We start from the raw sequence: 23907 nt of genomic DNA on the forward strand, positions 1-23907 counted from the left end.
CCGAAAACCGTTATTGTTGTTGCGGCTAACCTAGCGGCGAAAACGCTTGCCCCGTCGCGCACGTTCATTGGCCCGCATTAGATTTTCAATGGATATCATCCGATCCCATAGGAATCCCACACGTTTCATGGCTTGCCCTTTTTTGCCGAGGGTGGAGACTTTGACTGCTGACGAAGCCATGCACCTAACAGTCTACCGATTTCATCCACGCTTTGACGGCGAAGGCGTAACTCTTGGTAGCTATACACTTGAGGTCGCTTGCTAAACGGTACTGAAAACGCAACAACTCCAGCGACAAATTGGCACGTTGAAGCAATTTCAGTTTAACACTCGTGTACTTCGCTTCGATCAGTGTTTCCAAGAGATCGTAAAGCCGTCGTTCAATCCGTTCCCCCAAAACGTTGCGATGGTTTTTCGGAAAGCGACTGGTGTGATTCCCGGACCATAGAATCAGATCATATACCTTGGTAATGATCAACAACTCGTCGCGTTCTGACTTTGGCACTTCTCGACCGATGCTTGATCAATGGTTTGGGAAGAAACAATCAGGAAGTATCGCTCTGCAATGTCTAGCGATGGTCCGCAATGGCGTGCTCTCTTGGCACACGACTGGGACAGCCGTTCTACAATGGAGTGTCTCATACTGAGACACTGCGATTTTAGAATCGCGCGCCGCTGCGCGGCGGCTTAGAAATCGTAAGGGTAAAAGGGGTGAAAAAAGGGGGGTCAGGGGTAAGTCCTCGAGAGCCGAAAACCGAAATTGACGACGCGGCCATCAGGCCGGAAGACGTTGCGGACGCCCGAACGCAGAAACGACGCGTTAGTGGCGAACGAGCCAGCACGCAAAACGCGGCTACCCGAATTGTCTATCTTCCCCAATTTCACCTGATTGCCCATTCGTTCTTTGTCAAAGGTAAAGGCTCGATCAAGACACCACTCCAAGGCATTCCCTTGGAGACCGAAAAGTCCCAACGGATTCGGCTTTTGCGCTCCCACCGACAATATGTTACGCTCGCCGCTGTTCTTGGTATACCAGCCGTATTCACCCAACAAACCCTCCGTCTCTCCAAAAAACCTTGACGTGCTGGTACCAGCGCGACAAGCGTGCTCCCATTCCGCTTCCGTCGCCAAGCGGTATCCTGTTCGTTGCAAATGATCGGCCGGTAGCACCATCCCCTCTGCGATCGGTTGGTCAGGGTCGTAGCACCACTGGTCCCGCGGAATTCCTTCCAGCTCGCTGAGCCAATTGCAATACTCGGCGGCATCGTACCAAGTGATATTATTGGCAGGGGCGTCCGATTCGCGGGCTTTAATGCGGTCAAAACCATGACGGGGCCGGAACTGCTTGAACTGGGCCACGCTGACTTCGTGCATGCCGATCGCGTAACGGTAACCGATGGTTCGTAAGTGGCGAATTTCATTCTTGCCGGTTGGCCCCTGAAATCGTTCCGCCTCCGACACGGGGGTGCCCATCAAAAAGGGTTCACTTCCATCGACGAGTGCCATCCCCAGAGGCTGTTTCCGTTGGGATTCTGGTGGATCGCTTTGCTCAGAGGGTGACACCGTCTGGGTGAAGAACCAACGCCGGTCTCCCGCCGGTTTGCCGGTGGCATAGGCGGTGCGAATCTCGTCAATCGCATCCCGTTCCCCCAGTTCCCGCAAGGCCCATTCGCTGGCCCCGTGGACACCCGGGTCAGGATCGTCGGCATAAGCCCCTTTCAACCACTGGACTGCCATTTCACGCTGTTCCGATGAGAGCAGATCGGCCGCTGCGTATTGGCCCACTGCGAGAATCATGGCGTGACGACTGGCCGGGTCAGATTCGTTCTGCAAACGGTCCAAAATCAGGGCTGGATCGACTTGAGAGCCGTTAAGCCTCGACAGCAGATAGCTGCGAACTCGCAGGTCATTGGCGTGCTTGAACAGGGGCCAAACTCGTTCCGCCTCACCCATCCGCAACAACGCCGCCGCAGCCGACGCTTGGCGAATGGCCAGTTGTTCTTTCTTCGCATCTGGGATCAAAGGGCGATGGAGCGTCAGAAACAAGTTCTCGCCATCGACCACCAGCGAGAACGGGCGATAGCCTGCCGCGATCAACGGGGTGGCTTGTTCTAAGAGTGCATCGGCTGTCGGCGCTTGAACGAGCCGCGATTCGTAATCGATATCGCTGCGCCACACACCGACGACTCGCCGGGAAGGTAGCAGCGACTGGACGATCTGCTGGAATGTTTCAGTGTCATGCAAGGGAGCCAAATCGACATCGCTCGATATGAGGGGACCGCTGTCGAAGCCCGCGGCAATGGTTTGCTGGAGCAGCGTCAGGGCGAGTTGGCGGTACTCGGCAAGCTGGTCTTCTAAGGTCGCATTCTCCGTGGCCGTTTCTTCAGCCGCGTCCGCATCGGCATCTGTGGTGGCTGGCTCGTGCGATTGTGAGCTGGCATACAGAGACGACAACGCGGCCGCGCAGACAACGTTGTAAAGGTCATCTGGGTTTCCACTGGCCGCGACCACGGCATCGCTGAGTTGCTGTTTTGCAGCCTCGTGGTTGCCGAGGTAAGCTTCCACCGGTGCCGAGGCGTACGCTCGCACGATCGGATCGGAAACCGTTTCCAAGTGTTTCGCCAGCGATTCGCGAGCGGCGTCGGCATCTCCCAGTCTAGCCAGCGTCCAGGCGTGTAGCCGATGCAGGTCTGGATTCGCCTCGTTTGCTTCGCTGGCCAGTAACTCATCAAGTTGCTGCTTGCAGGCGTCGACATCACCCAGGTGAAACAGCGCGGTGGCACGGTCGATAAGGTTGCGAGGCTGCTCGCGAACTTCGGCGGGCAGACCATCGATTTGCGCCAGTGTGGATTGTTGACGCAACAGCGGAGTAGTGACAGACGGTTCGTCGCCGAGCGCAATGTCCCATTGCGGCTGGTCAAAGTACTCCTCACCATCAAATCCCAAGTTGATCTCCGAGACCGCTCCTTGATTGGACCAAATGCCGCCGTAGTGCTGCGTCCCTTCCGCGTCGGTCCAGACGGTGACGGTCGATTGGGACGGGAAGCCTTCGAAGGGGGAAGTGAAGAAGCCAGGGGTTATTCCGAAATCGGCAAAACGCCCTGTAGTCAAATCGGCTACCACGCGACGTTGTTCCACTTCGTCGTTGGCCTGGCCCCAGAGCAGACAGAATCGGGGTTGTCCTTCGTTGTCGATCTGCTGGATAGCAAGGTCACAAGGCAACAGCCCATCGCGTTCAGCCGGTTGCTGAGGATTTGGGAGATCGGTCGGCGATAGATCTTGCTGCAGCTCCCAGCGCCCCCCGTCACGCTGCCAAACGGCGGCGACCAGCGCTTTTCCTGCACTTTGGTAAGGCCGCACGCGTGTGGGTCGATAGCCGGATTGGCTCAGCTCGTTTGCCAGTTCGCCAAATCGCTCCCACGGCAGTGTCTGCACGAAAGCGAAGCGAGTCTCCAGCAAGCCGCCATGGGTTTCGATCACTGCCTTCGCGGCGGCAGCAGGTTGCGTCCACGATGGATCGAGCGATGCATCTTGCCAATCGTGGGTGAGCGTCTGTTTGAGAATGTCAGTTAGCCGCTCGCGAGCACTCGGGCCTTCCGCATCCAGGACGGGAAACAACGTATTGAAGCCATCCGTATCCGCATCACAAACCAGCGACGCCAATGCCAGTGCATCACCCGCCGCGAACGTCTTCAGCGTGTCGGTCGCGAACGATCGTTCTTGCTCGCGTCGGTTGGTATCTCGAAAGATCTCCGCCAAGCCGGGAACTAACTTCTCTCGCACTGGCGATAGAGCTTGCTGCCACACGGGAAGATCGGACGGCAGCACGCCAACCAGGTGCTCAGCCAGCAAGCTGGTGAACTTCGCATCGTCCCACTGTGCCGCTGCGGGATCGAAGGTGGCCAGCGCGCTGGCCGCTTGAAATCGCGCGGCGTTAGGTTGCTGGGCATCGACCGCCAATTCCCAAAAACCGGGCGTAATTTGATCTTTGTAAGGCAGCAGCAAGTCGCGGATCGGAGTAAATTTCGCTGAGGGGACATCCAACAGCCGCCTGCTAGCGATTTCAACCATCTTGGGATCGTCAGCCATCAGCCCGATCGCCAACTTGAGCTGGCCATCGGAACCTTCAGTTTGCGCGTCGAATGCGGCAGTCAGCTTGTCGCTGGCACGATCTCGCAGTGGTTCCAGATCCGCCAGGACACGTTTCAGGTTATCGAGATCGGCCTGCGCCAGCGAATCAACAAGATTCGTGGCTTGGAGATCAAGTTGCTGATTTCTGAGGTGACTGCTAAATTGAATTCCGCCGAACGTCACAATCGCCAATGTCGCAGCAATCAACCCCGTCCGCCAAGCATGCACTCGTCCTGCACGCCGCATCACGGTCCGTTCATTCGGTTGCCATTTCTGCTGGTCGGTCAACCGGCGGATCGTGATCCATTCCCAGAGCGAGGGGAGATTGCGGTTCTCAGGTTTGGACGTCCAGATCGCCGCTCGCTCCGCTAGTCGCAACTCGGCTCGACCTGCTTTAGTTTCCCGCTGCTTGCGAGTCAGCCACTCGCGCAACGATGACACTAGATAATCGTGCGTCAGTTGATAGAACTTCGAGCTGGGATCGCTGCCGGATTCAGTATGGAAGCCTTCAGGATCTGTGGGCGTAATCAGCCTCAGTTCCCCATCCAGAATGCGCAGCAGATCGTTGAACTCTCCCGGCCGGTTCTGATACCCAGACGCTTCCGATAACTCGCTGCGCGACCGCATGTGGCCTTTGATATCGCTGCCGACGTCGGGCAGCAAAGCTTTGAGAACTTCACGGGCGGCTTGCTGATGCAGGCGGTGTTTGGGATTGGCGGTGCGGGAACTGAATGTCTCTTCCAGAAAATTGACGCCGATGCCTTCCGTGCCGCCAACTTCCTCCAGCGTGACCAGAACCCATGGCTTACCTTTGACCATTTCGGCAAACAGTGCCAATCGCACCGAGACGACCTTGCCATCTTGTGCCAGACCGGAGGCCACGGAACGCACAAACGACTGTTCGTTGTTGGAAAGCTTGCCGGTTTGAGCGGGTAGCTTGCCGAACGCCTGTCCGAACTTGACCAACACCTTCTCGGCATGGTCAATATCGAACAGGTCCACCGTGGCGAAGTTGTGGCCTTGTACGATGGGAATGTCGATCATGTCCATAAACCGAGCCGCCGCCATCGCAAAATCATCCCTGACCATCACGACGGCTTGCAGACTGCCGCCGTCGCATTGCCGCAATGCTGCCACCAGTTCCGTTTCCTGTTCGGCACGATGAGCGTGCAACCACTGCTCAAACTGATCGAGGACCACAACGACCTTCTTACCTTCACCACGCCGCAGCAGCGAAAACGTCTCGACCAACCCCAAGTCCTGCGGCAATTCAGGCCGAGACTTGCGAAGACCACGCAGGATCCGAGTCTCCGTTTCATCAGGAGTCGCTTCGACGTAGATCGCCGTCAGTTCCTTCGATAACCGTGGCAATAGTCCCGCTTTGACCAGTGATGACTTACCACAACCCGAAGGCCCGTAGATCAGGCCAACGCTGAAAGTCCTGTCGGGGTCGGTTCTTTCGATCCGGCTCTTCCAAAACTGGATGCTTTCCGGCAGACCCGAGCGATTACGAGGGCCGGGCAGCAGGTCCAAGAAGAAGTCGGCATCATCCGCATCGAACGACCGCAGCCCCTTGGGAACAATTTGATGATCCTTGGCCTTCTGCTGCGGTGACTGGTTCCAGTGCAGCAAATCGTCGGCCAACTCGACGGCGGTCGCATAGCGATCCGAAGCTCGCTTCGACAATGCCTTTAGACAGATACGTTCCAACTCAGCAGGAATCTTGTCGTCAAGTTCCCGGAGGTGTTTCGGTTCGACCGACACGACCTGATGCAGCAGTTCATTGGCGGTGCTGCCCCGAAACGGCTTCTTGCCGGTCAGCAGTTCATACAACACCACACCCAAGGAAAAAATGTCGCTGCGACCATCCAGCCGATGCCCTTCGCCACGGGCTTGTTCAGGGCTCATGTAGGCGGGCGTCCCGGCCAGCCTGCGGTCTTTGAGGTAATCTTCCTCTCGAATCGCCAGTCCAAAGTCGGCCACATACGGCGTAGCGTTCGATCCTTCGAGCAGGATATTGGCGGGCTTGATGTCCCGGTGAATCAACCGTCTGTCGTGGGCGTGCTGTAGGGCTTGTGCGACCGTCGCCAGCAGTTTCGCTGCCTCATCATAGCCTGGACGATCTTCTTTGATCCGCTCACTCAGTGCCTGGCCTTCGATGAATTTGGAAACGACATAGATCGAGCCGTCATCCGTTCTGCCTGTGTCGTACACTGGCACAATGTTGGGATGATTGAGACTTGCGACCGTACGAGCTTCGGCGAGATATTGCTCGGCATCCTCCGGCTGCTGGAATCGTTCGGCGGTGGGAACTTTGATGGCGACCTGTCGCTGAAGTTCCTCATCGTAAGCCAGATAGACCCGCCCAAACGCCCCTTCGCCCAGCACGCGTTCCAGGCGATACCGGCCAAGCTGCCGGTCACCTACGGTCTGGTTGGTGATTAAGGTTTGTGTCGCGGTCAAGCGATCGTGCTGTTCAGCCCCTGATACCAATTCAGACAACTTGCTGCGTAGCTGATCGCTAATGTCGCTGAACCGGGACGTGTATTCGTCGAGACTCGGGTTCGTGTCCGCTGCTTGTCGTGCTTGAAACTCCCCGACCGCCAATTGCAGCTTGGCGTCGGGATCGCTACTGAGATCCGAGAGCCGTTCCAAGTAATCCTCCACCTTGTGAGGAGCATCGGTTTTCCAGCGATGATGCTGGTCGGTCAGCAAAACGGCCAGCACATCGTCACCAGCAGCCCCATTGTGCCGCCGGAGGAACTCGAACACATCCGGTGGAGAATCGCTGAATTCCCAAAGGGCTTCGAATTGTTGCGCTAATATTGACATCTGCCGCTAACTCTCCGAACTATGAACCTTCTCGACGCCGTTAACTTGGAATGATCCTAGCAAACCAGCGTAGCTAGTGCATCCACGAGGGGTAGTTGAAATTAGCGAACCTGCGGACACCAGATTCTTGTGCTTTCGTCCGTAACGGCAGACCAAGCTGCACGGACAAGTTCGCTACTCGGTGGAGCAATGCGTTTCATCGCCAGCAAATATCCCGACTCCGTTTCTGCGGCGGGTGCATCGACTCAACAGGGGAAGCAAATCTGAGCGGCAGCTGGCTCAGACGCTTGGCGTCTAACGAAGAACCGCGCGGCGACATTTTCGAGGCTCCGTTTCAAACAATGCCACACCGCCAATCGGTGCCGACCATCAGCCGCCATCCGGGGCTGGCGATTCGATACGGTTTAACTGCGGGATACCCATAAAAACCAGAGCGTAATCCTGGATGTCTTTGCTGCCGCTGAAATGATGGCCTGCAACCGAACATTGGCAATGTAGGCGGTGGAGCAGAGAATCTGCAGCACCAACCCCACTCAGCGCCAGAAAGCAAAGCGTTCGAGAAAATTAAATTATCTGGAGCGTCTGTTGATTCCCTGGTTAGTTTTTGACCCTTTTACCTGTCCAGTTCCACGATGCTACCAGGACCCCGTCATTCGCTCTTGGTAATTTTCCACGAATGCGCATCAAAGGGTGGACTCTGTTTGCCGAAAGCCATCTCAGAGCGGGGATGGCAACTGTTCTTCCGCAGGTTGGTGACCAAGTGAAAGAGTGCGATGCGAGTTTCTTTTCGAACTAAAGGTCCTGCAACGCTTTGGCTGGATGCGAGCGATCATGAGGAGGCGATGCCGGTTGAACTTCATCAGTCGCGGCTCGTCTGCAAGAGAAATAGTCGGTGTTTTGCGGGGAATCTCAGTTATTCGGACCATCGCTTGCCCTCGCGGATTAGCCGGTTGCGCGTCGAAACTGCAACCCTTTTAGTTTCGTTTTATTCGTCGCGATCGCAGAAGTTTACATGTGCGTCGAGACCCATGACTAGTTGGAATATTACTGCACGCCATGACAGACAAAAAATACCGAAGTGATGGGTTTTGGCGTCCTCTAGAGACAGTGAGGTGCGTTCGGCAGGTTAGCCGTCAAGTTCGCTGATCGCTTGTTTGACCTGGTTGTTCAGCTGCTTTTTTGTCCGGCGACGCCTCCGACGCAGCCTAACTCTGGGGCGATTGGTTTTGGTCTTTCGCGCGCCAGCTTCATCAATCGATCCGTGATCCGATAAGTCAGCCGATGTGGGTTCGCGATTGGCCTGAAGATCGCGTTTTCTCGTATGGCGTTCTCGGGTACGCGAGTACTCCGTGCATAAAGTCAGGTAGCGCTCGTGGGCGGGTTGGTCTGCGTACATGGCCGAGCGCAGCTGGAGCAGCTTCCAGAGCCCGTTTTCAAGCCACTTGTTCTGATACTCGCAAAGGCTTCTGTGGTGAGGGTACTGCTCTGGGACCTGCCGCCAACCACAGTTGCTCAAGTGTTTTTAGAGGATGCCAGCCAGGATTGACTGAGGAGAGTACTTGAATGGCCGGCCACGTTTGTCGACTGGGAAGGAGTGCGTGAAGACCTGCGAGATGTACATCCAGTAGTCGGGCAGTAGCTCAAGGCGACGCTGCCGAGTGTAATCTTCTTCGTACCAGCGAACGCCAACTTGGCCGAGATGGTCGCCGAGGAGGGCTTGTGTAGCTTCAGGGAGGTCGGTGATGGTTTCTGCGCGGGTGTTCATAACCAGTGACTTTAGAAATGGGCAGGAGTCCGAACCGATTGTGCGCAATTATTATCGATGACGACGGATTTGCGGCTAAAACGGCGAACGCTGAGATGGACGTGGTATTCGTGCAAAACTGCTGGCACCGTGGCTGGATTGACCTGGCTGGTTTGGTTCGTTTTTTTTGTGCGCTGCAGGTCGTTTTGTGTGCTGCAGGTCGTGATGAGTGATGACGGCCGCAGCTTACGAAGTACCTGGTCCAGAGATTGATGAGTATCAGAACCGCCCATTGATCCGCAGCGGACCGGATCAGCACGCAGAGCAGTGAGTGTGGAGTTCGTTGATGTCATTTCGGGCGGCAGTCCTGGTTGACGTTTTCTCGCAAGTTGATGCCAGATCAAGGACGCACGGTTTGTCCACGGCCATGGACTTCTGGTGTTGGAATGTTTGTGGCGATCAAATTGGCTTCAGCTAGGCAGAGAGTGGGCCGGGCGGGGATCGGTGGCATTACCTGGTTCCGCTGTGGCTTGATTTTGTGCTTGCTGGACATGGTTCACCGGATGCTTGCAGCCGAGTGCTGCTGAATCGTTGAGCGAGCTTGTGAGGGCTCGTGCGACGCATCGGGGCCATGCTGCAGGAATTGAGAGCCATCTGCCCTGCGTGAGCTGCTGAGCCGAATGCGCTGCACTGATACGTGAGGCGCTGCGTCGGCGGCATCAACAGGCCCTGCGGTGATAAAGAGAGCTCGGTGCAGATGCTTAGGCGGAATTGTCGTTACGGAGCTAACTCCCGAATGCCGCTTCGGAAACGTCCTAGTGGTAGTGCCTTTAATGGTGGGCCACTGTGATTGTTGTTGATCGCGACTGATCGCCAGCTGATGGAAAACCGCGAAGCCTGGACAGAGGCAGTGCTGCAGTGGAATGGCCGGCGAGCTTGCAGCCGACGTGGCTGCAGTTGGGTGTGGGGTTGGCTGCTTCTAGTGCGCGTTGTGGTCTAAAGCTCACAGAGGGCTGTCGCTGGGAAGCGAAAGCTACTGGCGATTTCGGATGTTTACCCGCTCTTGTGTGCCCGCTGTGCTTTTGCTTTGAGCCACGATTATCAGCTCGGTGTTGCTGTTGTCGACATGGAGATAATTTAATTATCTCGAATGACGCCGTTGATTGATGCCCGTGATGACGAGGCGAGTTCAGCGCAGGAGTCCTGGATCGATGGCGGCGTTATGTGATGAATGGAGCGTTACGGGCGCATCGGGTTGAGTCGGCCATGACTGTGAACTCGCAGGGGCTCCATAGCTCGCGCGTCTGGGCCGAAGCGACAGAGGGGCCATTTAAGCGTGTTGGTGCGAAGGAGCGGCTACATGGGGCGTGCAGTCAGAGGGATGCACGGAATCACATTAGCGGAACGGAATGGAAGGCTGGAAAAAGTTGGGGAGGGATGTTTGGGGACAATTAATTGTCTCGAGGGATTGGTCGCCACTCGCAATCGCGTCCGGGCATAGATGAAAGGAATTTCTTCTTCGTTAACACGTGCAGCGCAAACAGACTTACGGTCAATCGCATGCAGCACAAGCTTGCTGGCACCTTCGCCATCTGTACGTCACGCTCTCAGTGCGATTGCTGGTGTGGGAATGGATTGGCGCAAGTGTGGTGTGGAGGTGGAGGTAACTTGCTGAAGCATTTATGAAGCCGCCAGTGGGTGATGGGCGGTGGCTACTTGCCGCGTGTAGGTGTCGTCCAGCGCATGGCCAAAGGCTCGATCAGCACTTTTCACCCGCGCAGGATGGCTGCGAGCCGTTTGGCGACGATCGATAGGCTGGCAGGCGACTATTTACTTGGTGATTGCCAGGATTACAGATAACAGGAACGTGACTGATCCAGGCCTGCTTCAAGCCAGATATCTATTTCTGTCTTGTGGAACTGGTTAGTGGAGCCAATTAGCAATCGCATTCAGCGACTTCTACTTCGGACGGCAAGTTCATCTTGGAAGCAGCTCTTCCAGTTCTGGCGGCATCAACAAGATTACGGAAGGCAGAGGTTCCGCTTTCGCTGTGTTGCTAGTTGACTGATTCTTGAATTGGTTCCAGAGGGTCTAAGTTGTGTTTTCGCGTTGAACTGCTTGAACAGTACTTTTGCCTCGAGCTCCTGAGAGGCCGTCTAAAGAGCGCGGATGGGTGGGTGCCGCCCCGAGAGTCGGTTTGTGTCCGTCACGTGCTGGAGGCGATGCGTGGGATTTGCTGTTTAAGGGATTGATTGGGTGAGACGCCTGGCGGTTTTAGCGGTCTGCTATCGAACGGGAGGATGAAGCGATCGAAAAAGCGATAGGGAGAAGCGATTGATTCAGCGCTAGGGAAATAAGGAATTGGGTGTGGAAGGTATTCAGGAATTGGGGGCGGTTCTCAAGGTGTTTGGGAATCGATTTTCATGACTTGCGGGTTGGAGACAATTAATTGTCTCGTGATGAGCAGCGAGTTGCTGGGTTGTTCAGTGGTCCTTAGCTGGTTTGAGAGCTGCCGAGTCAAAGCAGGCTGAGGTGTTGGTGCCGCGACGTGGTCAGCAACTTTGATTGTCGATGAATTCGCATGGCCTGGTGCCGCGCTGGAATCTCACCAGTATGTCTTGTTGGCGCACTGGCATCCACACAAGGGTAGCTTGGTGGCGCGCTAGTGGTGTGAGAACTCTTTGGAGATAATTTAATTATCTCGAAGCGATGTCACCTGTGGCTGTTTTGATTCATGATTGCAAAGAGGTTCGACATCAGTTGCGTTTGCAGGAGCCTCGGAAGGAATGAGCTAGGCGAGACAGATGATGGGGATGGCTCCAGAGGGCGTGGTTGATGTTTCTGGATTTAGAAAGCACATTGCCGCGAGCTCCCGAGAGGCTCTGTAACGAACGCAAATGGTCCCGGACGACATGGGAGTCGCCTAGGGGTCTAATCGTGCGAGAGAGGCGACGCTGGGCGTGCTGTTAGTTATCTGAGGTTTGGTGTGTCGTGGTGGATTGGTGTGGGGATAATTAATTGTCTCGAAGCGGTGGATTGCCGGCGGCGTCACGCGTCCGGGCATAACGAGGATGAAGTTCACTACTTGCACATAGATCAGCACATGGAGGATCAACATGAGCTGGATACACAACACACGCTGGATGTAGGAACGCCAATCGGTAAACACGCACGCAGTGCGAACACATTGGTTGGCGTGGTTGTTCGTAGCGTGGGTGTGAATGGGGAGAGCGTTGTTGTGGATGTGGTTGCGAGAGCGTTCGTGTGCGCTGAAGAGTGAAGGGCGATAAAGCGGTAGAGCGCTAGGGATAATTACCCCCATTTAGCGAACATTCAATGTTTGTAGTCTTCGGTCGTGCAGAATTTCTAGAAATCTGAGACGAGCTTCGAGACAATTAATTGTCTCGAAGCCCTGGTTGGAAGCTGTTTGTTTCCGGGTCGAAGTGGAAGCTGTCTTTGTTTGGACGTGCTTTGTTCCAGTACTTCGGAACGAATGTCTGTCCGGTTGTCTTTCTACGAATCATTCGAATTCCCGTTGGAAGTGTGAGCAGGGTGATTAGCCGTTCGAACTCCGTGAGCTGATCTGCTTTGAACGGCATGCTGGTGTAGTAGCCGAGGTTGCCGAGTCCTGCCGGCGGTTGGTTTCCGTCGATGAAGTGTTCGCCGGTGTAGATGCGAGTTCTTTTGGTGTGGAAGAAGGTGAGCCCACGTTCTTCGCACTGGCTACGGAAGCAGTAGTCGACGCGGGAGTCTTTAAGATTCCGTGGTTTATGGACGACAACGACGTGGAAGTGCGGCCGGAAATTGTGTTTTCTACCGTGCTTCCTAGCCGCACAGTGGTAGAAGTCGTCGTGTAATGGGAAGTCGTACCGCACTTGTGCATCCGTACGTCTGTCGTATTTGTTTTTGTCGTGGATATAGCGACGGATGCTACCGATGTGAGCGCACAGCTCGATATTTTTGGCGGTTAGTGCTGGTGGGAGAGCGCTGCCGGCGTGGATCGTCATGTGGTGCACTAGGAAGGACTTGTGCTTTTCGAGTAGTGTGTGCGCAAATTTGATGTAAACCTGCCGTATCGCGTCTGACTTCGCCTGGGCACAGACTGCGCAGACGACAGGTTGTCGGCACACGTAACTTGGCTGACCGTCGGTCCAGACGGTGCAGCACCTAGCAACGCGATCGAGGCGTCGCTGTAGGTCCTCGAGCGAAGGGTACCTGCGTTTTGGAAGTTTCCTCCGCTCAGCTTGTAGCTGGGAACGGTCGTAGCTCTTGAATTCACTCGAGTGTGCTTCTTGCACCAACCTACTGTTTGCATGCAGAGCTTCGATGAGCTTTTCTGGTTTAGCTCGCCCGAGGGCTTTCCGTAATCCGTCACAAATCTCAGGTGAATTGTCGCCAAGATCGAGCGAATCTTTGAGCGATCTTTTGTTTCTTGGTTTCGAGAGGGGGCGAGTCAAACTCATCTTGATATCTCCATCGGGTTGGTAATACATGAGAAGTCATGTTAGTGAATACCGATAGATGAGAAGAATTCAATATGAGTGTGACTCTGGACTGGTTTCGGGATAGCGCTAAGGGCCAGGCAATTCATTGCAAGCCATGCTGGGAGTAATTTGGCGCGATTGGCCTGCGCTGAGTTGGTAAACGCTCGACTCACGTCTGCATGTTCCATCTTGTTGGCGTTTTGGAAGAGAAGCCGATCGCTCTACCTCGCGTGCCTTGCCATCGTGCGGACGCATAGGTGCGCAAACACGTGGATTTTGCACTGAGTCGCTGGCGATGCGACTGGAGCGGAGTGGCTGTGTGCGCAGGGCACCTTTATGGGAATTGCGATTTGTGACCGACCGCTTGGCGCCTCTGCGCGTGCGTCAGTGATCTGCTTTGATCACAAGGATCGTGTCCAACGGGGAAAGGTGACGTTGCGGCGCGGCGGCCTGTCGGTTGTCGCAAGCGATAGCTCCAAGCACCGAGCATTTCAGGCTGATGCCGATTTAGCGGCTCACCGCCTGCCGGCTTGGACAGTTGGTGAACGGCCTATCGCGGAGACCTCAAGGCCTCCCCTCAGCTCATGGCGTGCTTGCTACTTGGATACGGCAGTGAAAAGAGAGCCAGCACGTTCTGTCGCATTGCGAGTCGCGTTTTGCGATGCCCGTCGATGGCCGCGTACATTTTTGGTCATCTTCTCATTCAGTGTTAACCTCAGGCTTGGGTAGTCCTAAGCTTGCAAACCAATGGAGATTTCCTACATGGCCATTAATCCTAAGACAGAGACAGTTTTTAAGCTTACAGAAGCTCCCGCGTTCATGGAGTCCAGCACTGGCCGCCGCTTCGCGGTCTCGACTTTCTACCGCTGGTCGAAGTACGGGGTTCGGGGAGTGCGGCTCGAAACTTGCTTTCTTGGAGGCGCAAGATACACGAGTGACGAGGCACTCTCGCGGTTCTTCAATGCTGTCACAGAGCAGATGGATGGAACAAGCGAACCTGCGCTGAACCCAACAACTGAGGCCTCGCGAAGTTCGCAAACGAGCTTTTGCGGGATTGAAAAGGAGCTTACATGTGAAGGTCGCTAAGCCGCTCGGCGTCCTGGTTCAGCAGCATGAAGAACCACTTCGTTGCAACAAATCAAGTGATCCCACGTGATAGCTGAGTGGCTGACTTTTCTAGCCATAGCCAGAAAGCGACGAGGTTATGCAGCCAGTTCATCTCGGCAGGTCGGTAATGAGACGCCCAGTATCTACAATTGCCTTGCCTATAAATAAGTTCCATTCACTTGCAGCAATCGTGCATTTTCTACTCGTTTTGTGCTCTTGTTCGGCGGGATTGGCTCGGTCGCATCTCGCGCTGGTAGTACTTAACCACCGCGTCCCCGGCACAGTGCAGCACTGACTTTCGAAGAAATTCAGCGATGGTCATTTCGCACTCAGCGGCCGCCATTCGCACTTGCTTATGTTCCGCCGGGCTGAGCCGCAGTTTCAGTGTGACTTCCTTGTCATTGCCCGATTTGTCAGCCGGCTCTTCCGCCGATTTTTTTGCCATGACTGGCCTCTGTTGCTTCTTGGGGGATCATTAAAAACCTAGCCTAAATGACCGCATGGCACTTGCGGTCCACTTGGACCTAGGGTACTATCTGGGACAGGCCTCGTCAACGCCAGGATGGTGTCGTCCCAAGTTCCATGATGAACTCGCTGCGAGCGGGCCAAAGTACCAACTTATGGAGGGCTTCCGAGATGGCTGATCCTGAGACTCAACTCGCTTCCGCTCGTCTCATGACGGTTGACGACGTGGCTTCGATGTTGGCAATTTCCACTCGCCATGTCTATCGGTTGGCAGATTCTGGTCGCATGCCCAGGCCTGTCAAACTCGGCGGAGCGAACCGTTGGAATCGTGACACTCTCGAGACCTGGATCAATGATGGATGTCCAGAGGTCCGCCCTGCGAAGCGGACGCGTCGACAATAGTATCTGTTATGGCGTGGCGGCCCACCTAAGTTAGCGACATTTAACTCGCCGTTCCTCTATGAACATACCTAAGTGTCTAACGGTCCTATCCGCTCACTTCGTGGTTTTGGGCAGTTGATCGACTAACCCGCCACCGCATCGCTCAACATGACAAAGTAGGGCAAGGCGACATACTAAAGACTGCTTTGGCGTGGGCAGCGAAAACAATCGCGTTATTCGGTTTCGAAAGCAAGTGAGGGATTTGATGGCATCAGTCAAACGCAAAATGGTAACGCGACCTTTGCCCGAGTCGGCAACACTTCAAACGCGAACACGCAAAGCGACCGCGAAAGAACTAAGGCGTAATCCGTCGCAAACGAGAGTAACTGAGCAGATTGCCACCTGGTCGGATCGCTGGGGCAAGAAGCGTTCTGCGGTAGTTGTCACAAGTGCCGTGGATGGAGCTTTGCGGATCCGGGTTCAATCAGCGACCTATACAGCCGTGTTTCGCGATGCTGATGGAATCGTTCAAGAGGTTTCGACCGGGTGCCGGGACGTGGAGTCAGCACGCTCGAAGCTAGCGGAACTGACGCGGACCGTCGAGCGAATTAAGAGCGGAGCTTTAAGCCGAAACGACGCTGAGGTTGGCAAATTTAAAGACATTCCGTTATCCCAGCACATCACGGACTACATCGACGAACTGCGCGCTCGTAAAGTGAACGCGGATCGGATCAAAACAAGCGAGACCTATTTAACTGGGGACGCGACTGCCTGCGGCTTCAAGTATTTGCGAGACCTATCGGCGGATTCCTTGCGGCGATATCTGCGCTCGCAAGCTGAGATGTCAGCGGCGACTTACAATTGGCACGCTGGATTGTGGGTTGCTTTCGGTTGGTGGCTTACCGGTCGACGAATTGAGGGGAAGCGGCAATCACAAACGGGCGAGCGGCGGCTACTCTCGAATCCATTCGAGGGTTTCGGCAAGGTGGACGAGAGTGCCGATCGTCGCCGAGTGGCCCGCCCACTGACAATCGACGAGATGCGTCGCCTGCTGGATGTTGCCCGCAGTCGCCCGCTGAATGATGCGCTGACGGTTCGGCGCGGCAAGAATAAAGGGAAATTGCTCGCCAAGCTGTCAGACGAACGACGCGAGGAGCTCGAGCTTTTGGGGCGAGAACGGGCGATGATCTACAAAACGGCAATTTTGACCGGGTTGCGACTAAACGAGCTGCGAACGCTTCACGTTGGTGACTTATCGTTTGGAGACGTCCCGTTTTTGGTGCTGCGAGTTTCGAACGAGAAGAGTCGCAAAGGGTCCACCGTTCCGTTGCGGTCTGATTTGGCCGCAGAACTGCAGGAATGGACCGCCGGCAACGAAAGCGACGCGGTGGTTTTTAATGTTCCTTCGGGGCTGCTACGGATCTTGAACCGAGACTTGGTCGCAGCGGAGATTCCGAAAGTCGACGAACAGGGAAGGCGAGTGCACATTCACGCTTTGCGGCACTCGACCGGCACCCACCTGTCCGCCGCCAACGTCTCGCCGAGGACCGCTCAAGCAGTGATGCGGCACAGCGATATTTCGCTGACGATGAACGTCTACACCGACGAGCGATTGCTGGACGCAGCAGGGGCGGTGGAATTGCTACCTGATTTGGGATCGGCGACCGGGGAAAGGGAGTCGCCGCGAACGGTTGCCTCAGATGTTGCCTCAGGATCTGACAATTTGGGTCAAGATGAGTCAAATCTAGGCAATATGCTGAAACCTTGGCGATTATTCGACGACGAAGAAAATCCCGCAAAACGCAGTGTTTTACGGGATTTTTTAGAGTCGGGGCGACAAGATTCGATTAGAACTTTTTTGCTCCGCGCTTTCGGACCTGCAAACATCTGATCCCCTGTGTTTTGCGGGGCTAAAAGCCCTGATCGGCCAAACCCGTAAACAGCTGGAATGACGCGAATCTGCCTTGGGCAACCAGTGGCAAAGCGCTTTCTCAAACAGCTTTCTTTGCTGCCTGCTGCTCAGGATTTGATTAGCGGCTATCTCGTTGGCACGATCGCGCAAAGACGCTTTTAGAAGGCCTTTCTGCTGATCGCCTTTCTGTGTTTCTGGCTGCCCGTACGCAAAGGCGTTTCGGCGTGGCCTTGCAAAGCGTTTCAGATGGAGACCCAAACCAATGACTACCTCACCTACTCCAAGCGAAGATCCAAAGAAGCAGAACGAGACTGATTGCCGCCTCAAAGCAACCGAGCACCACGCCGAGCACGACGCTCTGGATGATCCAATCAAGCAAGAGCAGTACCGTCAGGAATACCTGCGTCAGCTCCGGCTCCGATCGTGTCCCGGTTGCGGCGAGACTGATCTATTCTAACCTGCCGGCTGAGTGAATCCAATTGTCACTCACCGACCAGAGCGAGGACGCGGGAAACACGTTGCAATCGGTCGGCCCGAACTGCTGTCGGTGAGTCCCAACAACTGGCGGACGGCGCCGCCAAAGTCCGTTCTGTCACGGCGCCGATCGAATACGCGTGTCGTGCACCCCGTGCGTCGTATTGAGGCATAGACTGGCATTCACAATCTGACCCAGGACACGCCCTCCTGATGCACTAATAGCGCCGGGAAAGTTTGGACGAGGCTGTTCTAGCCGGCTGTCAAATCGATTGCGTCACATGCCCAGATCTGGGGTGCAGCTTTCTTGCCGGAGACGACTACCCGCCATCAGCGTTAAATAATGGATGCAAGATTGACTGGAGTGGTCGTACCCAATCGTTGCAGTTGGGGCAACGAAATGATTCATCAATTTCGGAAATGATGAATGCGATGGGGCATCTCCGCGACACGCAGCCAACATCCGAAAGTCGTTGACTTTAGTAAGCACTATGGCTTCACGTTACTCCCCACGCATCCTGCTGCGCCACGTCACAAAGGCAAGGTCGAGTGCGGTGTTGACTATGCACAATAAAATGCACTGCGAGGTCGCAGCTTCAATTCATTGGCGTTACAGAATGAGCACTTAACCACTGATTCCCGCTCGTTGATTTTACCCTCAAATACTGGCCAAGGGAAACTGAAGCGAACACCCGAATGCATAACGTCACGCCCCCGACGCGCCCTCCTTGTCCACTAAATGCCGACGAGCAGGCTTGTGTTCGGCGATTCTGGACCGTTGTAAAATTGCTTGCGCACCTGCAGAGGCCTACGTTACCGCTTTCACTTGAGTTGGTGCTTTCGCCTAGGAGGTTTGTCCAGCCACGGAGCCTTGATGTCCCCGCGGTGAAATCGATCGAAGCGGCTGAACCGCACCTAGCGCCTACGTATCAGACTTTAGAGCTACGTTCAACTTGCGTCGGATGATGTGACTTCCGCACCGCAACTCAGCCACCTCACCAATCTGTGCCGGTGCTTACTGCTGAGGCAGTATCGGAGGATGCTCTTCACGCCGTGAAGTCGAAGCATTTGTTCGTTTCCTAATCATGATTGCAGACGATGATACCGCAGTTTCCTTGAAAACCTGCTTGACATGCAGCCAAAAGGCTGCATATCATGAGCAAATGTCACAGAAAGAATCAGCGGAACTCGACGCCGTATTTCATGCATTGGCAGATTCCACCCGGCGAACGATTCTTGAAGAACTTTCGAAGCGTGACAACCAGTCGTTATTCGAAATTTGCGTTCGGCTTGTTGAAGGGCATGGGTTGTCGATTAAGCGACAATCCATCTCTAAACATCTCGCCGTCTTGGAGGCAGCTGACTTGATCAGCACAAGATGGCAGGGGCGAACAAAACTGCACTCGACTAACTTATCACTGAGAGTACGCCAAATCACGGGATGGCTGAAGAAAAACAATCAGGAGTCATTATGAAGGTAATTGTTGCGAGCATTCCCGTAGAAGACCAAGCGAAAGCCTTAAGCTTCTACACCGAGACACTCGGATTTGAGCTCAAGCACGACATTCCACTTGGCGAGCGTCGTTGGTTAACAGTCACGTCCCCGGGCGAATCCGACGGTGTTGAAGTGGTGTTAGAGCCCAGCGATCATCCAGCAGTCGAGCCGTTCAAAGAGGCTCTTGTCCGCGATGGGATTCCGTTCACTATGTTTGGCGTTGACGACATTGAGGCAGAGCATAGGAGGTTGACTGGATTGGGCGTCAGCTTTACCCAACCGCCAACAAACTTTGGCGCCTATTCAACCGCAATATTTGATGACACTTGTGGCAACTTGATTCAGTTATTGCAGATGCACTAGCTTTGAGATCTTTACCCACTTTCTACGTTTACGAATGGATGAAGGGAAATGACCAAAACGAATCGCAGGGATTTGCTCCGCCTCGGGACTTCTTCACTAGCGTTTCCGGTGCTCGCCTTATTCAGTGTCGGCTGCAAGGACGAAACCAGAACAACGACGAGCAAGGAAATTGAGACTGGCAACGTAAATACAAAGGACAAGAAAGAAAAGGAAATTGCAATGAAGATTCAATACTTGGAGATCGTTACTTCAGAGCCTAACGCACTCTGCAAGCAATATGCAAAGGTACATCGAATCACTTTCGGCGAACCGATTGAAATCCTCGGAAACGCTCGAACCGCCACACTGAGTGATGGCGGCCAAATCGGTATTCGTGGCCCACTACGTGAAACTGAGACACCCGTTATTAGACCATACGTGCTTGTCGAAAACCTAGAGCAGGCTGTGGCCGCCGCAGCCGATGAAGGTGCAGAAATCGCAATACAGAGCATGGAACTTCCCGGTCACGGGACAATTGCGGTAGTAATACAGGGCGGTATCGAATGTGGGCTTTGGCAGCTTTGATGCAAGAGTATTCATTGTTGCTCAGAGCTACACCGCGTAGCGTTCTGTCGTGCGTAAGGTCGAACGTAGGCCATCGGAGTGTCCAACGAGTTGGAGATAGTCGGCGTTCACCTTTCCAGCCGAGAGGTCCCAGACTATTCCGACATCGCTGTAGCCCGCGAGATGCGCAGTCAATTCGATATCGCTTGCGGCTTCCGGCAGGCGCAGATCGTGCTGGGGGGGCGAGCAACAGCCGTCCTTACCGTAATCCCAATAAAACTGAACGCTGGCAAAATGTCGGCTTCAGTTGCCAAGATCAAGCACACCAAAGCGAAGTGGTGATTAGCCGAAGTCTAGAACTACCACTCGCAGATCCCATATTTTATGAAGTTGCCTCGAAAACGAACCGTCGCGTACATCTTCCTTGTATTCTTGATATTCGTGGCAGTAGGTATCTGGGGCGGCTTCCAGTACGTCACCTCAAGGTTCTTCGCCGAACATCCCAATCGCCTGACAATTGCTGGAGAATTGCATCCAGTGCCGTTTCAGTGGGTGCCCACCAAGTACGACAACTACGTGGAAGAGCACGGGGCGATCATTTTGCCAGTCACCGTGCCTGGTGTTGAAAAGCAACTCTATATGCAGCTTGACACAGGGTCACCGTCGACGTTCCTACGCTCTGGCTGTTTGGATTCACTGGCGAAAAAGGGTGTACAATTCAATCTCTTCGAAGACGACAAAGCAACAACGCGAGTCGATGAGTTCAATTTGAAAGTCGGCGAGAATGCAGTCGTCTTGCGTGGCGGTTGGGTCATGACCCGCGACATTTCCATCGACTGGGACAAGCCCGTCAATATTATCGGCTCGATCGGAGCGGATATCTTAGACCAGCGAATTTGCGCGTTCGACTTCCCGGGCGAGACGATCCACTTCTTCGATCATCGTACCGCCGAGCTAGATGCACTCGGAGTGTTCCGGCCGTTTCGCTTTCCCGGTCGACGTGTCATGCTGCCTGCAGAAATAGATGGTACGCAGATGGAGATGTTCTACGACTCTGGTTGTAGCCCCTTCGGCCTCTTCACTTCGAAGCACCATTACGATCGGTATGCTGATCCCGAGGGCGACCAGATCAGCGTGGGTGCCAACCGTTTTGGCGATTCAATTCCCGTTCACCATTCCTCGTGCAAGCTGTCTGTCTTGTTCGGCGACACGAAGTTGCGTCTGCGTCGCGTCAGCTATGTTGACCAGTACGTCCCCCTCCAAAGCCTCTTCGGTCGTTTCGTCGACGGCGGATTCATGGGCAACAAGTTCCTTCTCGATAGCACCATGATTCTCGACACTCAATCAAACGAGTTTCTCATCCGAGCCGGTTCGTTGAATGCCCAGTAAGTGGAGTAGAGAGCGTTGCCTCCGCAGTGGGCACAATTCCCTGTACCGTGAGTAAGTTTCGAAAGCGGTGAATCCCGCCCGAAAAGAATTTGTGCCCCCGCGTTTCTTGCCCAAGATGGCAATTGGCAGCAACGATCTGGCTGCCGCTTTTGAATCACTCGAAGCGAAAGATGAGGTTGCGAATTCGTTTCGCAACCCAAACTTGACTCGCAATTTCCCAGTGAGTATGTCGAGGAGCGTCGGCGAAACCTACGCCCGACCCTCTTGAATGAACCCCTGCACGGTTCATCACGCGAGGGCAAAGGGGATTGATGTTCTCAGGTCTGTGTTGGCGTTTGCTTTCCGAGGTATCGGGAAGGGTTGATTGTGCAGGAATCATCACTTCTCGGGCAAATCGGAAAAGAACGATGACTAGACAAAAGCACCTCAAGGATCGCATCCGTGCCCGCATGCAGAAAACGGGCGAACGGTACACGGTCGCTCGCCGAAACATGCTGGCGAAGTTGGATTCTCGCGTTGCTGATGGGTCCAGCTCAAATGGTTCCTGCTCAGAGGGTCCCGAGCGGTTTCATTTTCCAGGCAATGTCCCGGCCACGACGGCGCTGAGGGTGCTGCTCTCTGCCGCGAACTCTCACCATCAGTCGGCCCAGCCTCCATTGAGCGAGGCAATGCTGTTCGGTATCGCAGGTGGCGTTGGTGCTGGCGTCTTCGCGTTCCGCTACGAACAGGATGATTTTTCGTCATTTTACGTTGCCGGACGCCACGTCTGGCAAGATGACTTAGCGTACCTACAGTCAGCTTGTACTCGACTCGGCGCCCAAGTGGAAATCGAGGAAACCGGCGGAGCGAAGGCTGCGGAGAAGCAGCTGCGGGATGCCTTGCGTCAGGGAGGCCCTGTGGTGGCCTGGGTCGATATGGCCTTGTTGCCTCGGCATGCTTCACCACATCAAAGTACGGTCGGCGGGCAGTACCACGTGGTCACCGCTTATGGGATCGACGATACCAAATCAGAAGCCCTGATCGGCGACCTTGCGGATGGACCCGACTCCGTTCCGCTGCAGATTCTTTCGGAATCCCGCATGCGGATCAAAAAGCAAAAGAACCGATTGGTGCGCGTCAGCCATGCGCCTCGCGAATTCGACATCAAGAAGGCCGTGATCGAAGGAATCACTGCCTGTCATGATGCACTGGTCGGAAAAGGAGCCGTGAAACCGCCGGGCGGCAAGGCCATGGCGAAGAACTTTACGCTGGACGCTTTCAGTACATGGGCGGACCGGCTGCATGGGGGTTCTGACAAACAAAGCTGGGCAACGATGTTCCCGCGTGGACTAAATTTCTGGCGTGGGCTCACCTCCGTGTACTCCTTCATTCACTACGGAACCGGAGGCGGCCTGTCACGACCGTTGTACGCCGAATTTTTTCGCGAAGTCGAGAAGATCCTCGGTGTTGCCGGCTGTCAGGAATTGAGTGAGCGGTATCAAAAACTGGGAGATGACTGGGACACACTTGGCGAAGCGGCCTTACCGGAAAATGTGGGACGCTTCCGGCGTTTCCGGGAGCTCAGCGCAGAACGTGCCGAATTGACCCTTAGCGGCGGTAAACGAGCGGCCGAACGAATTCAAGAAATTGTCTTGGAATTTCGCGATCTTGAACGCTCCGCGCAGGAGAAATTTCCTCTTAACGAAAACGAATGCGACGATCTGCGAGCTGAGTTACAACGCCATTGCCATGCTTTACATCTTGAGGAAGTCGCAGCCCATCAGCGGTTGGGTGAAGTTGTGGCGGCGGAGGGCTAAAGGTCCACCGCCCTCATTTCTTGTTCCGCCAATCTTGCTTTGTGAACCATCAACGAAGTTCCTTTAGGCGGCTTGCAATATTAGTCACTGCTAATATAATTAGCAAGTGAAATTGTTTGATCAAACTAAAGGCTTAGAGGAGTCGCAGTATGTATATGAAAAATCCACTTGGCATAACGTACCGCGTCGTTAAGGAGGTGATCCACGAAGGGCAAGCAGCTCGGGTCGTGTCTGGTTCTGCAACTTATGACACGGATCTCGAAGACCTTTGGGACGCCGTGACGAACCCAGAAAGAATTCCTCGCTGGTTTCTGCCCATCAGCGGCGATCTCAAACCTGGCGGTCATTATCAACTGGAAGGCAACGCGGGTGGCAAAATTAGTCGATGTGATCCGCCCGAGGCACTCGACGTCACCTGGGAATGCGGTGGAAACTTCAGTTGGGTTCGCTTGCGGCTGGACGCTCACGACGATGGGGCAAGGCTGACGCTCGAACACATCATGCTAAAAGACGAAGCTAGCGAATCGCACTGGCGGAAGTATGGCCCAGGTGCCACTGGAGCCGGTTGGGATCTCAGTTTCTTAGGGCTGCTTCTGCATGTTCGGACGGGCGAGCCGGTTCCGCAAGATGAATTCAATGCCTGGCTGGCGACGGACAGCGGCAAAGCGTTCATTCGAGAATGCTCGCTGGCCTGGGGCGATGCTCACATCGAATCAGGCGAAGATGAATCGATTGCCAGCGGCATGGCCGAACAAACCGCTAAGTTCTACTGTAGTGAATAGGAAGGATTT

The 23907-nt window shown here is 54.7% G+C and carries 14 protein-coding genes; 9 read left to right on the forward strand and 5 right to left on the reverse strand.

The features are described 5' to 3' along the window. Positions 1 to 184 precede the first annotated feature (184 nt). From avd to SH139x_RS26865, 4 genes are all read right to left on the reverse strand, one after another. Positions 185 to 505 carry a diversity-generating retroelement protein Avd gene (gene avd, locus SH139x_RS26850; protein ID WP_488352799.1) on the reverse strand — a complete coding sequence of 107 codons (321 nt, stop codon included), beginning with the start codon at positions 503 to 505 and terminating at the stop codon, positions 185 to 187. A 221-nt stretch (positions 506 to 726) separates the two neighbouring features. Beyond that, positions 727 to 6963 (reverse strand): protein kinase domain-containing protein, encoded by a 6237-nt coding sequence (locus tag SH139x_RS26855; RefSeq protein WP_488352800.1) that lies wholly within the window; start codon positions 6961 to 6963, stop codon positions 727 to 729. Between the two features lie 1522 nt (positions 6964 to 8485). Then, positions 8486 to 8728 carry a hypothetical protein gene (locus tag SH139x_RS26860; protein WP_488352801.1) on the reverse strand — a complete coding sequence of 81 codons (243 nt, stop codon included), beginning with the start codon at positions 8726 to 8728 and terminating at the stop codon, positions 8486 to 8488. A gap of 3374 nt (positions 8729 to 12102) precedes the next feature. Beyond that, on the reverse strand, positions 12103 to 12714 hold the full coding sequence (locus SH139x_RS26865; protein WP_488352803.1) for a hypothetical protein: 612 nt from the start codon (positions 12712 to 12714) through the stop codon (positions 12103 to 12105). A gap of 1296 nt (positions 12715 to 14010) precedes the next feature. Between SH139x_RS26865 and SH139x_RS26870 the strand changes: the two genes are divergently transcribed. Then, complete coding sequence (locus tag SH139x_RS26870; RefSeq protein WP_488356102.1) at positions 14011 to 14277, forward strand: DUF1580 domain-containing protein; 267 nt, start codon at positions 14011 to 14013, stop codon at positions 14275 to 14277. A gap of 220 nt (positions 14278 to 14497) precedes the next feature. On the opposite strand, the gene SH139x_RS26875 is transcribed toward SH139x_RS26870, so the two are convergent. Then, positions 14498 to 14743, reverse strand: a complete 246-nt coding sequence (locus tag SH139x_RS26875) for a plasmid mobilization protein (protein WP_488352804.1) — start codon at positions 14741 to 14743, stop codon at positions 14498 to 14500. Between the two features lie 191 nt (positions 14744 to 14934). Between SH139x_RS26875 and SH139x_RS26880 the strand changes: the two genes are divergently transcribed. From SH139x_RS26880 to SH139x_RS26915, 8 genes are all read left to right on the forward strand, one after another. Continuing rightward, entirely contained in the window at positions 14935 to 15165 is a 231-nt protein-coding gene (locus SH139x_RS26880; RefSeq protein WP_488352805.1) for a helix-turn-helix transcriptional regulator, read from the forward strand. A 244-nt stretch (positions 15166 to 15409) separates the two neighbouring features. Then, on the forward strand, positions 15410 to 17035 hold the full coding sequence (locus tag SH139x_RS26885; RefSeq protein ID WP_488352806.1) for a tyrosine-type recombinase/integrase: 1626 nt from the start codon (positions 15410 to 15412) through the stop codon (positions 17033 to 17035). A gap of 283 nt (positions 17036 to 17318) precedes the next feature. Further along, the gene (locus tag SH139x_RS26890; protein WP_488352807.1) at positions 17319 to 17513 is read left to right on the forward strand and encodes a hypothetical protein; all 195 of its coding nucleotides are present in this window, start codon (positions 17319 to 17321) and stop codon (positions 17511 to 17513) included. A 1488-nt stretch (positions 17514 to 19001) separates the two neighbouring features. After that, positions 19002 to 19388 (forward strand): VOC family protein, encoded by a 387-nt coding sequence (locus SH139x_RS26895; protein WP_488356103.1) that lies wholly within the window; start codon positions 19002 to 19004, stop codon positions 19386 to 19388. Positions 19389 to 19607: 219 nt separating this feature from the next. Continuing rightward, the gene (locus SH139x_RS26900) at positions 19608 to 19952 is read left to right on the forward strand and encodes a hydroxylase (RefSeq protein WP_488356104.1); all 345 of its coding nucleotides are present in this window, start codon (positions 19608 to 19610) and stop codon (positions 19950 to 19952) included. A 363-nt stretch (positions 19953 to 20315) separates the two neighbouring features. Then, complete coding sequence (locus SH139x_RS26905) at positions 20316 to 21320, forward strand: hypothetical protein (protein ID WP_488352808.1); 1005 nt, start codon at positions 20316 to 20318, stop codon at positions 21318 to 21320. 407 nt (positions 21321 to 21727) lie between these two features. Next, positions 21728 to 23116 (forward strand): BtrH N-terminal domain-containing protein, encoded by a 1389-nt coding sequence (locus tag SH139x_RS26910; protein WP_488352809.1) that lies wholly within the window; start codon positions 21728 to 21730, stop codon positions 23114 to 23116. Between the two features lie 155 nt (positions 23117 to 23271). Then, the gene (locus SH139x_RS26915; protein ID WP_488352810.1) at positions 23272 to 23898 is read left to right on the forward strand and encodes an SRPBCC family protein; all 627 of its coding nucleotides are present in this window, start codon (positions 23272 to 23274) and stop codon (positions 23896 to 23898) included. Positions 23899 to 23907: the final 9 nt, after the last annotated feature.

The sequence above is a fragment of the Kothea flammea genome (assembly GCF_052161645.1).
In the GTDB taxonomy this organism is placed as follows: domain Bacteria; phylum Planctomycetota; class Planctomycetia; order Pirellulales; family Pirellulaceae; genus Laterigemmans.

Excerpts from the sequence above, each read along its gene's own strand:
- SH139x_RS26855 (WP_488352800.1), bottom strand. The coding sequence starts at position 6,963 with ATGTCAATATTAGCGCAACAATTCGAAGCCCTTTGGGAATTCAGCGAT.
- SH139x_RS26860 (WP_488352801.1), bottom strand. The coding sequence starts at position 8,728 with ATGAACACCCGCGCAGAAACCATCACCGACCTCCCTGAAGCTACACAA.
- SH139x_RS26865 (WP_488352803.1), bottom strand. The coding sequence starts at position 12,714 with ATGACGATCCACGCCGGCAGCGCTCTCCCACCAGCACTAACCGCCAAA.
- SH139x_RS26870 (WP_488356102.1), top strand. The coding sequence starts at position 14,011 with ATGGAGTCCAGCACTGGCCGCCGCTTCGCGGTCTCGACTTTCTACCGC.
- SH139x_RS26875 (WP_488352804.1), bottom strand. The coding sequence starts at position 14,743 with ATGGCAAAAAAATCGGCGGAAGAGCCGGCTGACAAATCGGGCAATGAC.
- SH139x_RS26880 (WP_488352805.1), top strand. The coding sequence starts at position 14,935 with ATGGCTGATCCTGAGACTCAACTCGCTTCCGCTCGTCTCATGACGGTT.
- SH139x_RS26885 (WP_488352806.1), top strand. The coding sequence starts at position 15,410 with ATGGCATCAGTCAAACGCAAAATGGTAACGCGACCTTTGCCCGAGTCG.
- SH139x_RS26890 (WP_488352807.1), top strand. The coding sequence starts at position 17,319 with ATGACTACCTCACCTACTCCAAGCGAAGATCCAAAGAAGCAGAACGAG.
- SH139x_RS26895 (WP_488356103.1), top strand. The coding sequence starts at position 19,002 with ATGAAGGTAATTGTTGCGAGCATTCCCGTAGAAGACCAAGCGAAAGCC.
- SH139x_RS26900 (WP_488356104.1), top strand. The coding sequence starts at position 19,608 with ATGAAGATTCAATACTTGGAGATCGTTACTTCAGAGCCTAACGCACTC.
- SH139x_RS26905 (WP_488352808.1), top strand. The coding sequence starts at position 20,316 with ATGAAGTTGCCTCGAAAACGAACCGTCGCGTACATCTTCCTTGTATTC.
- SH139x_RS26910 (WP_488352809.1), top strand. The coding sequence starts at position 21,728 with ATGACTAGACAAAAGCACCTCAAGGATCGCATCCGTGCCCGCATGCAG.
- SH139x_RS26915 (WP_488352810.1), top strand. The coding sequence starts at position 23,272 with ATGAAAAATCCACTTGGCATAACGTACCGCGTCGTTAAGGAGGTGATC.